This is a genomic window from Pseudooceanicola spongiae (assembly GCF_014899185.1).
Lineage (GTDB): Bacteria > Pseudomonadota > Alphaproteobacteria > Rhodobacterales > Rhodobacteraceae > Pseudooceanicola > Pseudooceanicola spongiae.
Genome location: NZ_CP045201.1, coordinates 432,113 through 446,092, shown reverse-complemented (window position 1 = coordinate 446,092; position 13,980 = coordinate 432,113). Strand labels below are relative to the sequence as shown.

Here is a 13,980-nt window from a genome sequence, read left to right as displayed (position 1 = left end):
AGGCTTTGCGGAGCGGCGAGACATCTGGCTCTGGCGGTCAGAAATGGTGCTCGGCTGACTTTTTTTGTCGCTGGAGCGGCGGCGACGGGTAGAAAGGATGCGGGGTTTTGGAACATGTCGGGGTCTGATCGGTTGGAACTGAGGAGGTAATGCCGTGCAGACCATTCAGATGATCGTTTCCAGCCCCTGGTTCGTTGGCCTCTGGGCCGTGCTGATGATCCCCAGTCTGATCATACTGATACAGGACATCCGCGTCAGGAATGCCCATCTGATGCCGCTGATGAAGCTGGTCTGGGGGTTTACCGTGGCCTATTCCGGCCCGCTGGGGTTGCTGATCTACTGGATGTCCGGGCGCAAGGAGATTGCGGATGACAACGACTGGCGGCGCGCTTTCCGCTCGGTCGCGCATTGCTATTCCGGCTGCGGCTTTGGCGAAATTATCGGGGTGTCGATCGCAGTGGGTCTGTTTTCCCTCGGCAATCTCTGGACGGCGCTGATCACCTTCGTGCTGGCCTATGTGTCAGGGTTCGCCATGACCATCGGGCCCGAGATGCAGGGCGGCACCGGCTTTCGCCAGGCCTTTCACGACGCGCTTCTGGCCGAGACGCCCTCGATCGCCGTCATGGAGATTGTCGCCATCGCAGTCGATCTGCTGCTGGCGGGCAATGCTGGCATGGGCGACTGGAAGTTCTGGTCCTCGATGGTGATTTCGCTGAGTTGCGGCTTGCTTGCGGCCTATCCGGTGAACCTCTGGCTGATCCGCCATGGCGTGAAAGAGGGCATGATGGACCCGCGCATGACAGATCACGGTGATTAGGGAGGCGACACCGCGTCGGGTTCAGCTGCCGCCTTTGGCACCCTCGATCAGAGGCGCGATCTGTTCGCGGATCACCCGCTGCGTGACGGGGCCGGCAAAGCGCAGCAGCACACGCCCCTCGCCGTCGATCACATAGGTTTCCGGCACCCCGTAGAGGCCCCAGTTGATCGCCATGCGCCCCTGCGAATCCGCGCCGGTCGCGGCATAGGGATTGCCAAGCTCTGCCAGAAAGCCGAGCGCGTTTTCCGGCTTGTCCTTGTAGTTGACGCCGTAGATCGGCACGCCTTCCTGTTCTGACAGGGCTGAAAGGTTGGGATGTTCGACCCGGCAGGGCGCGCACCAGCTGGCCCAGAAGTTGACCAGCTTGATCTGGCCATCGCGCAGTGTGGCATCGTCAAAGCCCGGCAGATCCCCCAGCTGGGTGATCACAACCGGCGGCGCCTGCTTGCCCGACAGCGCAGAGGGCAGCTGGTCCGGGTCCTCGCGCTGCATCCCGAAATAGAACAGAGCTGCCAGCCCGAGGAAAATCACCGGAGGCAGCACCATTAGGGGCCGGATCTTAGCCATGTCGCTTCACCCTTTCTTCAACTTTGCGCAGCGCAGCCTTCATGCGGCGCGCCCGCCACAGGCTCAGCCCCGTCAGCAGCGCCAGAAGCAGCAGTGACAGCCCGTAAGACGACAGCACCGCGCCCGCGTATTTTCCCAGTTCCGGCATTATCACTCCTTCAGCTCATCCGCTCGCGCGCCAGCAGCGCCCGCATCCGCCGCGCCCGGATCTCGGTCTGGGTGCGCAGCAGCACAAGCGCCAGAAACAGCAGCACAAAGGCCGCCATGCAGACGAGCAGCGGAAGATAGAACACATTCGCGACATTGTCGGCCTTGTCCATCGACAGCGACGCGCCCTGGTGCAACCCCTGATTCCAGAAGTTCACCGCATAGCGGCTGAGCACCGCAAACACCGATCCGACGAGGCAGAGGATCGAGGTGAGATCCGCCGCGGTATCGTCATCCTCGACCGCCGCCCAGAGGGCGATATAGCCAAGATAGAACAGGAACAGGATCAGAAAGGACGTCAGCCGCGGATCCCAGGCCCACCAGGTGCCCCACATCGGCTGGCCCCAGATCGCGCCGGTCAGCAGGGCGATCACCGTCATCGTGGCGCCAATCGGCGCGGCCGCCCGTGCGGCCAATGCGCTGACATGGTGCCGCCGGATCAGCCAGATCAGCGAGGCGACCAGCATCATCAGCCAGCCATTGATGGCGATCAGCGCGCTCGGCACATGCAGGTAGATGATCTTGACCGTGCTGCCCTGCCGGTAATCGTCCGGCGTGAAGAAGAACCCCCAGACCAGCCCGACCACCAGAGCAACGCCGGCAAGCGCCGCCAGCCAGGGCAGTACCCTGTCGGAGGTTTCGAGGAATTTCCTCGGGTTCGCATATTCCCAGATCGAGGCCATGCCCCCTCCCTACCTGACGCCAGGGCGGCGTCACTTCACATTATCGCAAGTTCACCCGCAACACCGCCGCACTGGCAAAGGGCAGCAGCGCCATAGCGCCGCAGGTGATCGCCCCGAGCAACAGCAAATGCACCTGCACTGCCTGCCCCTCGGCACCGCGCCGGGCCACCTCGGCGCCGAATATCAGCACGGGCACATAGAGCGGCAGCACCAGCAGGCTCAGCAGCAGGCCGCCGCGCTTGATGCCGACCGTCAGCGCCGCGCCAAACGTGCCGATCACGCTCAGCGCGGGCGTGCCCACCAGCAACGACACGATCAGCCAGAGATAGCCCTGCGCAGGCAGCGACAGCAGAACGCCCAGCACCGGAGCAGCGATCACCAGCGGCAGAGCCGTCGTGATCCAATGCGCCAGCGCCTTGACGCTGACAATGCCCTCCAGCGGAATAGGGGCTGTGGCCAGCAGATCGAGCGACCCATCCTCCCAATCCAGCGCCAGTATACGGTCCAGAGACAACAGACAGGCCAGAAGTGCCCCGAGCCATAGCACCCCCGGAGCGATCCGCGCCAGCAGAGCGGTTTCCGGCCCGACGCTGAACGGCACCAGCGCCACCACGATCAGGAAGAACGCCAGCCCAAGACCAAAGCCGCCCCCGGCCCGCACCGCCAGCCGCAGATCGCGCATCAGCAGGGCGATCACAGAAAGGCCTCGTCAAACGCATCCCCGACAGGACGCCGGGCCCGGAAGGGTGTCACATCCAGCACCCGCGCGGAGGTCAGCCCCAGATCGATATGCGTCGCGATCACCGCCATGCCACCGCGCTGCAAATGCGCTTCTATCGCCGCGCCAAACAGAGCCACCGCCTCACTGTCGAGCGACACGGTCGGTTCATCCAGCAACCAGAGCGGCCGCCCGGTCACCATCAGGCGCGCCAGTCCCAGCCGCCGCTTCTGCCCCGCCGACAGGGCGCCCGCCAGACGATCCTGCAGCGCGCGCAGATCAAACGCCTCCAAAGCGCGGGTGATATCGCGCTCGGCATGCAGACGCGCCCAGAAGTGCAGGTTTTCGGCGACACTCAGCTGGCCCTTGATGCCGTCGGCATGCGAGGCATAAGCCACGCTGTCACGAGAGACCGAAATGCGCCCGGCCACGGAGGGCTGCAACCCCGCCAGCACCCGCAGCAAGGTGGTTTTTCCAGATCCATTTGGCCCACGCAAGATCAACGCCTGCCCCGCGCCGAGCACGAAGGACAGCCCCTCCAGCACCCGCACACCGCCGCGCGCGACGCCAAGTTCTTTGACCACCAGTTCCATGCCCCCCGCTTACTGCATTGCTTCTCGACGCAAAAGCCTGCTTCTTGCCGAACCCAATCAACTGCGGCCCCGGTGCCGCTTGCCCGCGGCCACGCCTCCGGCGGAAGTATTTTTGGCAAGATGATTGGGAGCCTCTGCGCCGTGAACTGACCTCAGGAACTGGGAGGCGCTCTCTCACTTTGCCCTAAATACTTCCGCCGGAGGCAAACACGGCCTGCGCTCAGGGGTGGCCTATGGCCTGATCACATCGGCAGCAGCGCCGCGGCGACCCGGCGGCCTTCGGACAACAGGACGTTGAACGTGCGGCAGGCGGCATCTGTCGCCATCGGTTCAATCCCGATACCGGCTTCTTCGAGGCTGTCGCGGAACGCCTTGGGGATCGGGCCCATCAACGGACCGTTGCCAATGAACAGCACATCGACCTGACCGGCGAATGTCAGGAGTGTCGCGATGTCATCGAAACCGCCCCAGCTTTCGGTTTCGTCGGCGGTGACCAGAAGCGCCCCCTGATAGACTTCGCCCGCAATGCGGAAAAAGCCGGGGCCATAGCCCTCGATCGGGCGGGCATTTCCGTAGTCGATTTCATTGAGATGCATGTGCCAGCCTTTCTTGCGTCACGTCGCAGCGCGCTTGCGAGCAAACCGGGCTGCGGTGCAAAAGCCGGAGGCGAGCATCGCCTCCGGCACGCCCTCAGGCGTCGATATTGGCGAACTGGTTGCCCGCGCTCTTGTCCGGTTTGGACCAGTCGCGCTTGACCCCGAACCACAGAACCACGTTCTTGGCGACGTAGACCGACGAATAGGTCCCGATGATGACGCCCCAGGTGATGGCAAAGACGAAGCCACGGATCACGTCGCCGCCCAGCACCAGCAGCGCAATCAGCGCGATCAACGTCGTGCCCGAGGTCATCAGCGTCCGGCTCAGCGTTTCGTTCACGGATACGTTCATCACGTCGACAAGTGGCATCGTCTTGAACTTGCGCAGGTTTTCCCTGAGCCGGTCGAAGATGACCACGGTGTCGTTGATCGAATACCCGATGATCGTCAGCAGCGCCGCGATGGTCGCGAGGTCGAACCGGATCTGCAGCAGCGCAAAGATCCCGATCGTCACCAGCACATCGTGGAACAGCGCAAACACCGCGCCGAGCGAGAACTGCCATTCAAACCGCAGCCAGATGTAGAGCAGGATCGCCCCAAGGGAGGCCCCGACCGCCAGCAGCGCCGTTGTCACAAGCTCGCCCGAGACCTTCGGACCGACCGATTCAACGGAGGTGAAGCGGACGCTCTCGTCCACCGTTTTCAGCGCCGTCTCGACCTTTGCAATCGTATCGGTGGCGACGCTTTCCTGCTCATCCTGGCTCTGGATACGCACCGAGGCGACGTGCTTGGTGCCCTCGAAGGTCGGATCGAAGACCTCCGAAATCACCACGTCCCCGAGGCCGAGAGGGTCCAGCGCCGCGCGGTAGTCAGCGACCGAGATCGCGCTCTCGGATTCCGTGCGGATCGTCGTGCCGCCGCGGAAGTCGATGCCGAAGTTCAGCCCCATCGTCGCCCAGATGATCACCGAGGCGACCATGGCCACGCAGGAGATCCCGAAGGTCAGCCCGCGGTATTTGAAGAAGTCGATATGGGTCTCATCGGGAACAAGTCTCAGACGTTTCATGTCATACCTCGATCGTTTTGGGACGCGCCCGTTCGAACCACAGGACGATCAGCAGTCGCGTGACCCAGATTGCCGTGAAGACCGACGTGAGGATCCCGATGCCCAGCGTGACGGCAAAACCCTTGACCGGCCCAGAGCCGAGCAGGAACAGGATCACCGCGATGATGAACGTGGTGATATTGGCGTCGACAATGGCCGACAGCGCCCGGTCATAGCCCAGCTCCATCGCCCGTGCCGGCCCCTTGGCGCTCTTGAGCTCTTCGCGGATCCGCTCGAACACCAGCACGTTGGCGTCGACCGCCATGCCGATGGTCAGCACAATCCCCGCGATCCCCGGCAGGGTCAGCGTGGCGCCGATCATCGACAGCAGGCCGAAGATCAGCCCGACGTTGATCATTAGGGCGACGTTGGCGAAAAAGCCGAACAGCCCGTAGCTGGCGAACATGAACACCAGCACTGCGACACCCGCTATCAGGCAGGCAATCTGCCCGGCGTGGATGCTGTCAGCGCCCAGTTCCGGCCCGATCGTGCGCTCTTCAAGAAAGTCGAGCCCCGCCGGCAGCGCCCCTGCGCGCAGCAGAACCGCCAGATTGGTGCTCTCCTCGACGCTGAAGCTGCCGGTGATGATGCCAGAGCCGCCCGCGATATGCGACTGGATGACCGGGGCCGAGATGACCTCGTTGTCCAGCACGATGGCGAAGGGGTTGCCGATGTTCTGCGCGGTATAGTCACCGAACTTGCGCGCGCCCGACGGGTTGAAGCGGAAGCTGACGGCCGGCCGCCCGTTCTGATCGAAGGTCGGCTGCGCGTCGGTCAGCTGCTCGCCCGACACGACAGGAACGGTCTCGAGCACGTAGAACGTGCCGGGCTCGTCACTGGCGGGCAGCACTTCTTCTCCGGGACCCGGAGGGGTGCTGCCATCGCTGGTGCGGCTGACGACCGGCTGGAAAGTCAGCTGAGCGGTGGTGCCGATGATGCTCTTGAGCTCATCCGCAGATCCGACGCCCGGCACTTCGATGAGGATACGGTCGGTGCCCTGACGCTGGATGGTCGGCTCTCGCGTGCCGACCTCGTCGATGCGGCGGCGGATGATCTCAAGCGACTGACGCACAGTGCGGTCGTCCATCGCCTCTTTTTCGGGATCCGAGAGCCCGACGACGAGGGTATCACCAGCAGAGGTCACGACAATGTCATCGGTTCCGGCGGCAGTCAGGCTGCTCACGGGCTGCGCCAGCGTGCGCACCAGACGCATCGCCTCTGGCATGCCATCGGCGTTGCCGATGCGCACCTTGAGCGTGCCGTCCGTGGTGGTCAGCAGGCGGATGGTGCCGATCTTCTCGCGTTCATTGCGCAGCAGGTTGCGGATCTCGGGCCAAAGGCCCTGCATCCGTGTCTCATAGACATCCGTCACGCGGACCTCTGCCAGCAGATGCGCCCCGCCCCGCAGGTCGAGGCCGAGGTTCACCAGCCCGGAGGGCAGGAACGACGGCCAGCCGGAGACCCCGGTGTCATCGCCACCATTGGCTGCGACGGCGTCATTATACGTTTCAACTCGGGAGTAGAAGGCATTGGGAAGGGCCAGCAGCAACCCGAGGACAACAAGCCCCCAGATCAGGACCCGTTTCCACGTCTCGATGTGCAGCATTTTGCCGGCCCTTTCGAGGTTATGTCGAGGATGCGAAGAGCTTACTTGCTCTCTGCAGCCGCCGGCTCGGTCTTGGAAATCACATTTGCGAGGGTCGACTTCAGAACGCGCACTTTGACGTTCTCAGCGATCTCGACTTCGATCTCGCCGTCTTCACGCACTTTAGACACCTTGCCGATGATGCCGCCCTGGGTGATCACCTGATCGCCGCGGCGCACGCCTTCGACCATCTTCTTGTGGTCCTTGAGTTTCTTTTGCTGCGGACGGATCAGCAGAAAATACATGATCGCGAAGATCAGGACGAGCGGCAGAAACTGCGCGATAGCGTTCCCTTGCATGGGGGTTCCTTCTTTTTGACAGAGCGGGCGGGCCCGCTGACGATATGACACCGCGGACAGCGCCGCGAATAGCCCGACACGAAGCGCAACTACGCCCATGCGAATTCCGCCGGAACCTATGTGCGAGGGGGCAAGATTGCAAGGCACAACGCCGCGGGTGCGACATGGCTGCATGAGCGACGCGGATCCCCCTGCCGTTCGAGAGGCGGAGAGGACAGCCGCGGGGGGCTTTGCGCCCCCCACACCCCCGCAGGATATTTGAAACAGGGAAACAGCAGGACCTCTGCGCCCCTGATCGCACAGTTCCGCATTCCAGCTCTACCCTGATCCTGAGCCTCGTGCTCAGAGCGGGGGACGCGGCTTCTTCTTGCTCTCATATTCCGGGGGAGCGCCGTCAGGCGCGGGGGCAGAGCCCCCCTCTGTCCACCACCGACATCTGCCCGGTTACGCTTGCCAAATAAATCCGGCATAACGCGCACACGAATCCATATGAGGGAGTGCAAGACATGCATGATATCCGCACCATCCGTGACAACCCTGCTGCCTTTGATGCGGCCCTGTCGCGCCGGAATGCCTCCCCCATGTCGTCACAGATCCTTGCGCTGGACGATGCGCGCCGCGCCCGCATTCATGCCGCCGAGACCGCGCAGGCTGAGCAGAACAAAGCCTCCAAGGACGTCGGCCGCGCAAAAGCCTCCGGCGATGAGCCTGAGTTCGAGCGTCTGCGCGCGCTGGTGGCCGAGACCAAGGCCTCCATCGCCGCGATGCAGGCCGAGGCCAAGGATCTGGACGCAGAGCTCACTGATCTGCTGATGGGCATCCCGAACCTGCCGTTCGAGGACACCCCCGATGGCAAGGACGAGAGCGACAACGTCGAGGTTCGCCGGCATGGCGACATCCCGAGTTTCGCCTTCGCCCCGAAGGAGCATTACCAGCTTGCAGGCGTCGTACCCGGCATGGACTTCGAGATGGGCGCGAAGCTCTCGGGCGCGCGTTTTGTCGTGCTTTCGGGGCCGGTTGCGCGCATTCACCGCGCTCTGGCGCAGTTCATGCTCGACACCCATGTCGACGAGAACGGGTTGCGCGAGACCTGGACGCCCGTACTTGTGCGCGAAGAGATGATGTATGGCACTGGCCAGCTGCCGAAATTCGGCGAGGACAGCTACAAGACCACCGATGGCTGGTGGCTGGTTCCGACCGCCGAGGTGACGCTGACCAATACCGTCAATGGCACCACTGTTGACGAAAAAACCCTGCCAAACCGCATGGTTGCCCATACGCAGTGCTTCCGCTCCGAAGCAGGCTCGGCGGGGCGTGACACCGCCGGGATGCTGCGCCAGCACCAGTTCGAGAAGGTCGAGATGGTCTCGATCACCCATCCCGATCACTCGCGGGCTGAGCTGGACCGTATGACCGCCTGCGCCGAGGGTATTCTCGAGAAGCTCGGCCTCGCCTATCGCACCGTGGCGCTCTGCACTGGCGACATGGGCTTTGGCGCCCGCCGCACCCACGATATCGAGGTCTGGCTGCCCGGTCAGGATACTTACCGCGAGATTTCGTCGGTCTCGGTCTGTGGGGATTTTCAGGCCCGCCGCATGAACGCCCGCTTCCGTCCCGAAGGCGGTGGCAAGCCCGAGTTCGTGCACACGCTGAACGGTTCGGGTCTGGCTGTCGGGCGCTGCCTGATCGCGGTGCTGGAAAATGGCCAGCAGGAGGACGGCTCGGTCGCCCTGCCCGCCGCCCTGCATCCCTACCTTGGCGGCAAGACGATGCTGGCCGCTGACGGCACGCTGGCCTGAGGCGCCCCCTCCACGCGAAAACAAAAAGGCCCCGGTGAACCACACCGGGGCCTTTTGCGTATATATTGGGCAAGACATTGAAAGGTCGAATCAAATGAAACGGATGAAAGCAATTCTGGTCCTCGTCGCGACGGTGGCCTTCATGCTCTCGCCGGTGCTGTCGAGCGGATTTTCCGGCTTTACCGCCGACCAGTTCCCGATCCCGCAGAATGATCCGCCGATCCAGCCCACCGGCTGGACCTTTGCCGTGATCTGGAGCGTGATTTACCTCTGGCTGCTGGTCATGGCCGTCTATGGGCTGGTCAAGCGCGCTGACAATCCCGACTGGGACCGCGTGCGCTGGCCGCTGATCGCCAGCCTCGCCATTGGGGCGACATGGATCCCGGTCGCCAACCTGTCGCCGCTCTGGGCGACCCTGCTGATCTGGGCGATGCTGGGCACCGCGCTCTGGGCGCTGATCCGCACGCCTGCGCGCGACGGGCTGTGGCTGCAGGCACCCATCGGCCTCTATGCGGGCTGGCTGACCGCCGCCGCCAACGTCGGCACGGCTGTCGTCGCCACCGGCTATGGCGCGGTGCCGGTGCAGCCGGTGCATGCCGCCTTTCTGATCGTCGCCAGCTGGATCGCGCTGACGCTGGCGCGCATGGGGCCGGGCTATCCCTTCTATGTGCTGGCGATGATCTGGGCCAGCTTCGGCATTCTGGTGGACAACCTGCAGGCCGGGCGCTGGATCTTTGCCGCCCTCGCCGGGGTCATCCTGCTGGTGCTGATCCCGACCGGCTGGCAGAACTACACCCGCGCCAAGGCCCGTCTGGCCAAGGCGTAAAACCTAAAAAGGGCGCCGGTCATCCCGGCGCCCTTTTCGTATAATCCGTTAAATCTCAGCGTCTTACTTCGGCTTGCGCCCCAGAGGCCGCCCGCCGGTTGGCCGCGTGCCACGCTTCGGCTTCTGATCCGCAGGCGCCTTGCCGAGGTGCTTGCGCAGCCGCGACGGCGTCGATTTGGTGCGGCCCTTGAAGGGGTTCTGATCGCCCTGCCCGCGCATGTACAGCCGGATCGGCGTGCCCTGCATGTCGAAGCTTTCGCGCAGACCGTTGACCAGATAGCGCGAATAGCTCTCGGGCATCTTGTCGGGCTGCGAACACATCACCACAAAGCCCGGCGGACGGGTCTTGGCCTGCGTCATGTAGCGCAGCTTGATACGACGGCCCGAGGGCGCGGGCGGTGGGTGCTGCTCCAGCATGCCAATCAGCCAGCGGTTCAGCTGCCCGGTCGAGACGCGGCGGTTCCAGGTCTCATGCGCCTTGACGATCGCCTGTTGCAGACGGTCCAGTCCCTTGCCGGTCTTGGCCGAGACGGTGACCAGCGGCGCGCCACGCAACTGCGGCAGAGAGCGCTCGAAGTCTTCCTTCAGCGCCTTCAGCTTGTCCTGCTTTTCGTCCTCGATATCCCATTTGTTGACCGCGATGACGACGGCGCGCCCCTCGCGTTCCGCCAGATCGGCGATGCGCAGATCCTGGGTTTCAAACGGAATGGCAGCATCCAGCAGCACCACGACGACTTCGGCGAACTTGAGCGCGCGCAAGCCATCGCTGACCGACATCGACTCGAGCTTGTCCTGAACCTTGGCCTTCTTGCGCATACCGGCGGTGTCGAACACCCGCATCGGCGTGCCGTCCCAGTCGATCTGGACCGAGATCGAATCGCGCGTGATCCCGGCTTCCGGGCCGGTCAGCAGGCGCTCATGGCCCAAAATCTTGTTGATCAGGGTCGACTTGCCCGCGTTCGGGCGGCCCACGACGGCAACCTGCAAGGGCCGCTCGACCGAGGGACGCCAGACGCGCTCTGCGGCCACAAGGTCGATGCCCTCGTCGTCCTCGTCCGAGACACTGACATCGGTGGTCGGCGCGAATTCCTGAATGTCCTGCCCGCGGTTCTCGAATTCATCCGAGATCGGCATAAGCATCGAATAAAGTTCAGAAATCCCCTCGCCATGCTCGGCAGAAAGGCGGATCGGCTCGCCCAGGCCAAGGCTCCAGGCCTCGATCACACCGGCGTCGGCGGCGCGGCCTTCGCTCTTGTTGGCAGCCACCAGCACGCGGGCGGATTTCTTGCGCAGGATCTCGGCCAGCACTTCGTCGGTCGGGGTGACGCCGACGCGGGCATCGATCAGGAACAGGCAGACATCGGCCATTTCGACCGCGCGTTCCGTCAGCTTGCGCATCCGGCCCTGCAGGCTGTCGTCGGTGGCATCTTCGAGACCGGCGGTGTCGATGACGGTAAAGGAGATATCCCCGATCCGCCCCTGACCCTCGCGCAGATCGCGCGTCACGCCGGGCTGGTCATCGACCAACGCGATCTTCTTGCCAACCAGACGGTTGAAAAGCGTCGACTTGCCGACATTGGGACGGCCAACAATGGCCAGGGTGAAGGACATGAGGTAATGCTCCGAAGCGTTAGACCGCGCCAGATACACGAATTATCCCGGCGCGGAAAGGTCTGTCTGCGCAGGCCGGCTGTGCGCGCGCCTCAGCGACGCCCAATCGGCCCGCGATGGGCGCCCTCAGCGATAGGCCAGCAGCTTGCCATCCTTGGACAGAACATAAAGGACACCACCCGCCACCACGGGGGCCGAGGCCGCGCCACCGGGCAGCGCAACGGTGTTCACCAGCGCCCCCGAGACCGGATCAAAGAAGCGCAGCAGATCGTCGCTGGAGGCCACGACCAGACGCCCACCGGCCAGGATCGGGCCGTAGTGGGCAAAGATCGCCTCTTGCTTCTTGGGCTTGTCCTTGACGAAGAACGGCAGCTTGACGCCCCAGATGCGTTCGCCCGTGCTGGCGTTCAGACGCACAAGTTCGCTCTGATCGCTGACCAGAAAGACCGACCCGCCCGCAGGCCAGACCGGGTTCATCGGGCCCTCGTCGGCGGTCCAGAGGCGCTCGCCACTGCTCAGGTTCAGCGCGACCGTGCGGCCCGACTGGTTGCCCGCATAGACCGTATCGCCCTCGACCACCGGATCGCCGGTGATGGAATTGATGTTGGAGCGTGCAAACCCGGCACGACGCCCGGAAATCAGCGCGTCCCAGACCCGCATGCCGCCCTGACGGAACGCGGTCTGCACCTCGCCCGAGCCGAAGCCGAACAGCACATACTGGTCCGTCACCGCAGGCGTCGGTGCGCCTGCCAGATTGTTGACGTTGGGCGTTGCCGACAGTTGCCAGCGCACGCGGCCATTGTTCTGATCGACCGCCCAGGCCTGATCGGCACCGGAGGTGACATAGACCAGATCGCCGTAAACCCCCGGCGCGCCGGTGGCCGAGGCCAGCAGCTTCTGCTGCCAGATCTGCGCGCCCGTGCTCGCATCCAGCGCCGTCAGCGTGCCATAGCCCGAGGCGACAAAGACCTTGCCGTTGGCATAGGCCACACCGCCGCCCGAGGCCGAGCCGGGGGCGTCCTGCGCCGGCACCAGATTGGTGCTCCAGAGCGTTTGCCCGTTCAGCGCCGTCGCCGTCACCGTGGCACCGCTGTCGATGGTATAGATGCGCCCGCCTGCGACCACCGGATCAGAGGTGATACGCGCCTTGCGCTCATCGCCCTGCCCGATCGCGGCGGACCAGATCAGCTGCGGTGCGCCACTCAGCGCGGCGTTGGTGGTCCGGCTGGCGGGCGAGCCTGCGCTCTGCGGCCAGTCGGCGTTGGTGCGCGCACCGGGCAGAGAGATCGGCGCACTGCGGTTCACCGGCAGCGTGTCCAGATCACCCGGCACCTGCTCCGACATCACCGAGCGCAGCGGCTCGCGCGGGCCGCTCAGCAGCACTTCGCGTTCGGTACAGCCTGCCAGCGCCAGACCGGCCAGCAGTCCCAGCGACACCAGACGCGCCGATTTGCCGCCCAACAGGGGCCGCACGGCCGTTCCGGCCAAAAGCCCGCTCAAATTCGTCACTGCCTTCGCCATGCCCTTGCCTTCGCCTTGTTGCCGTGGCGTTTGCGCGCTTTCGCGCCCGCACGACTTGATCCGTTTCGTCACGGCCCTGAGGGGGTTTTCACATGGCCCGTCTTGCCGGGTCACGCCCCCTGACGCCGTATCCTAGAGAGAGGAGGAGGCCAAAGCCTCCCCCACGCGCCTCAGCCCGCCTGATTGGGGACGCCGCCAAGCGCCACCATCAACTGAGACGCCCGTTGACGCAAGCTCTGGGTCACCTCGGCATCGTCGAGGATTTCCTGCAGGCTGTTGATGGCCTTCACCGTATCGCCCTCTTCCACATAGGTCAGCGCGATCTGCTCCTGCGCCAGCAGGCTCAGCGGGCTGCCCGGCGCGGCCAGCTGGCGGAATTCCTCACGGCGGGCCTGCGGCTCCAGCGTGTCGGTCTCCAGCATCAGGCGCTTGAACTGAGCGAGCTGCGCATAAAACGGCTCCAGCCCCTCACCGCCGACGCCATTCAGCGCATCCGCAGCGGCAGTCTTGTCATCCGCACCCGCAGCTGCCTCGGACGAGGTCAGGAACGCCACCAGCGCCTCCTGTCCGGGGCGGTCGGTCGGGATCGCCTTCAGCGCAGCAATCCGCTGCTCCGAGGTCTCGTCATCCAGAGCGTTCAGGATCGCGTCACCAAAGGCCTGTGCATCGCTTTCGGTCTGGCTGCGGGAATATTCGAACCACGCGGCCGTGCCGACAACGGCCACCACCCCGACAACGGCAATCCAGCCATAGCGCCGGAACGCCCGGAACAGCCGGTCGCGGCGGACCTCGTCGTTGACTTCATCGATGAAACTGTCGGTCTCGCTCACGCGCACTCTCCTCGGGACTTTCGGCCTCTCTTACCCCAGCCCACCGACCCTGCCAAGCCCGCCCCGCCCCGCAGGCCCGTCGCCGCCCGCCCCGCAGGCAATCTCACGCCGTCCCGCCGCCCGCGCACAGCCGCGCGCCTACCCAATGTCCCTGAGTTGCGCT

General features: G+C 64.4%; 15 protein-coding genes. 3 read left to right on the top strand and 12 right to left on the bottom strand.

The window, feature by feature from the left end:
- The first annotated feature begins 154 nt into the window (after window positions 1-154).
- Window positions 155-817, top strand: a complete 663-nt coding sequence (locus F3W81_RS02110; protein ID WP_226941815.1) for a DUF4396 domain-containing protein — start codon at window positions 155-157, stop codon at window positions 815-817.
- A 21-nt stretch (window positions 818-838) separates the two neighbouring features.
- Here the strand turns inward: F3W81_RS02110 and F3W81_RS02105 are convergent, their stop codons facing one another.
- The 9 genes from F3W81_RS02105 to yajC form a co-directional block, all read right to left on the bottom strand.
- Entirely contained in the window at window positions 839-1,384 is a 546-nt protein-coding gene (locus F3W81_RS02105) for a DsbE family thiol:disulfide interchange protein (protein WP_193082032.1), read from the bottom strand.
- Entirely contained in the window at window positions 1,377-1,532 is a 156-nt protein-coding gene (gene ccmD / locus F3W81_RS02100) for a heme exporter protein CcmD (RefSeq protein WP_407692455.1), read from the bottom strand. The genes F3W81_RS02105 and ccmD overlap by 8 nt, the downstream gene beginning before the upstream one ends.
- Before the next feature lie 10 nt (window positions 1,533-1,542).
- Entirely contained in the window at window positions 1,543-2,274 is a 732-nt protein-coding gene (locus tag F3W81_RS02095; protein ID WP_193082031.1) for a heme ABC transporter permease, read from the bottom strand.
- 40 nt (window positions 2,275-2,314) lie between these two features.
- A complete protein-coding gene (gene ccmB, locus F3W81_RS02090) occupies window positions 2,315-2,971 on the bottom strand; it encodes a heme exporter protein CcmB (RefSeq protein ID WP_193082030.1) in 657 nt (218 codons plus the stop codon).
- Entirely contained in the window at window positions 2,968-3,585 is a 618-nt protein-coding gene (ccmA, locus tag F3W81_RS02085) for a heme ABC exporter ATP-binding protein CcmA (protein WP_193082029.1), read from the bottom strand. Before ccmA ends, ccmB begins: the two co-directional genes overlap by 4 nt.
- Before the next feature lie 242 nt (window positions 3,586-3,827).
- The gene (locus tag F3W81_RS02080) at window positions 3,828-4,181 is read right to left on the bottom strand and encodes an Mth938-like domain-containing protein (RefSeq protein WP_193082028.1); all 354 of its coding nucleotides are present in this window, start codon (window positions 4,179-4,181) and stop codon (window positions 3,828-3,830) included.
- A gap of 94 nt (window positions 4,182-4,275) precedes the next feature.
- Complete coding sequence (gene secF, locus F3W81_RS02075) at window positions 4,276-5,247, bottom strand: protein translocase subunit SecF (RefSeq protein ID WP_193082027.1); 972 nt, start codon at window positions 5,245-5,247, stop codon at window positions 4,276-4,278.
- A gap of 1 nt (window position 5,248) precedes the next feature.
- A complete protein-coding gene (gene secD, locus F3W81_RS02070; RefSeq protein WP_193082026.1) occupies window positions 5,249-6,892 on the bottom strand; it encodes a protein translocase subunit SecD in 1,644 nt (547 codons plus the stop codon).
- 41 nt (window positions 6,893-6,933) lie between these two features.
- Entirely contained in the window at window positions 6,934-7,230 is a 297-nt protein-coding gene (gene yajC / locus F3W81_RS02065; RefSeq protein ID WP_193083566.1) for a preprotein translocase subunit YajC, read from the bottom strand.
- 506 nt (window positions 7,231-7,736) lie between these two features.
- On the opposite strand from yajC, the gene serS reads away from it, so the two are divergent.
- Window positions 7,737-9,029, top strand: a complete 1,293-nt coding sequence (gene serS, locus F3W81_RS02060; RefSeq protein WP_193082025.1) for a serine--tRNA ligase — start codon at window positions 7,737-7,739, stop codon at window positions 9,027-9,029.
- A 94-nt stretch (window positions 9,030-9,123) separates the two neighbouring features.
- Entirely contained in the window at window positions 9,124-9,855 is a 732-nt protein-coding gene (locus F3W81_RS02055; protein WP_193082023.1) for a TspO/MBR family protein, read from the top strand.
- A 63-nt stretch (window positions 9,856-9,918) separates the two neighbouring features.
- Here F3W81_RS02055 and der read toward each other — a convergent pair whose 3' ends face one another.
- From der to F3W81_RS02040, 3 genes are all read right to left on the bottom strand, one after another.
- Complete coding sequence (der, locus tag F3W81_RS02050) at window positions 9,919-11,466, bottom strand: ribosome biogenesis GTPase Der (protein WP_193082022.1); 1,548 nt, start codon at window positions 11,464-11,466, stop codon at window positions 9,919-9,921.
- 126 nt (window positions 11,467-11,592) lie between these two features.
- A complete protein-coding gene (locus F3W81_RS02045; RefSeq protein ID WP_226941814.1) occupies window positions 11,593-12,939 on the bottom strand; it encodes an outer membrane protein assembly factor BamB family protein in 1,347 nt (448 codons plus the stop codon).
- A gap of 218 nt (window positions 12,940-13,157) precedes the next feature.
- A complete protein-coding gene (locus F3W81_RS02040; RefSeq protein ID WP_193082018.1) occupies window positions 13,158-13,817 on the bottom strand; it encodes a tetratricopeptide repeat protein in 660 nt (219 codons plus the stop codon).
- Window positions 13,818-13,980 lie beyond the last annotated feature (163 nt).

Excerpts from the sequence above, each read along its gene's own strand:
- F3W81_RS02105 (WP_193082032.1), bottom strand. The coding sequence starts at position 1,384 with ATGGCTAAGATCCGGCCCCTAATGGTGCTGCCTCCGGTGATTTTCCTC.
- ccmD (WP_407692455.1), bottom strand. The coding sequence starts at position 1,532 with ATGCCGGAACTGGGAAAATACGCGGGCGCGGTGCTGTCGTCTTACGGG.
- F3W81_RS02095 (WP_193082031.1), bottom strand. The coding sequence starts at position 2,274 with ATGGCCTCGATCTGGGAATATGCGAACCCGAGGAAATTCCTCGAAACC.
- ccmA (WP_193082029.1), bottom strand. The coding sequence starts at position 3,585 with ATGGAACTGGTGGTCAAAGAACTTGGCGTCGCGCGCGGCGGTGTGCGG.
- F3W81_RS02080 (WP_193082028.1), bottom strand. The coding sequence starts at position 4,181 with ATGCATCTCAATGAAATCGACTACGGAAATGCCCGCCCGATCGAGGGC.
- secF (WP_193082027.1), bottom strand. The coding sequence starts at position 5,247 with ATGAAACGTCTGAGACTTGTTCCCGATGAGACCCATATCGACTTCTTC.
- secD (WP_193082026.1), bottom strand. The coding sequence starts at position 6,892 with ATGCTGCACATCGAGACGTGGAAACGGGTCCTGATCTGGGGGCTTGTT.
- yajC (WP_193083566.1), bottom strand. The coding sequence starts at position 7,230 with ATGCAAGGGAACGCTATCGCGCAGTTTCTGCCGCTCGTCCTGATCTTC.
- serS (WP_193082025.1), top strand. The coding sequence starts at position 7,737 with ATGCATGATATCCGCACCATCCGTGACAACCCTGCTGCCTTTGATGCG.
- F3W81_RS02055 (WP_193082023.1), top strand. The coding sequence starts at position 9,124 with ATGAAACGGATGAAAGCAATTCTGGTCCTCGTCGCGACGGTGGCCTTC.
- der (WP_193082022.1), bottom strand. The coding sequence starts at position 11,466 with ATGTCCTTCACCCTGGCCATTGTTGGCCGTCCCAATGTCGGCAAGTCG.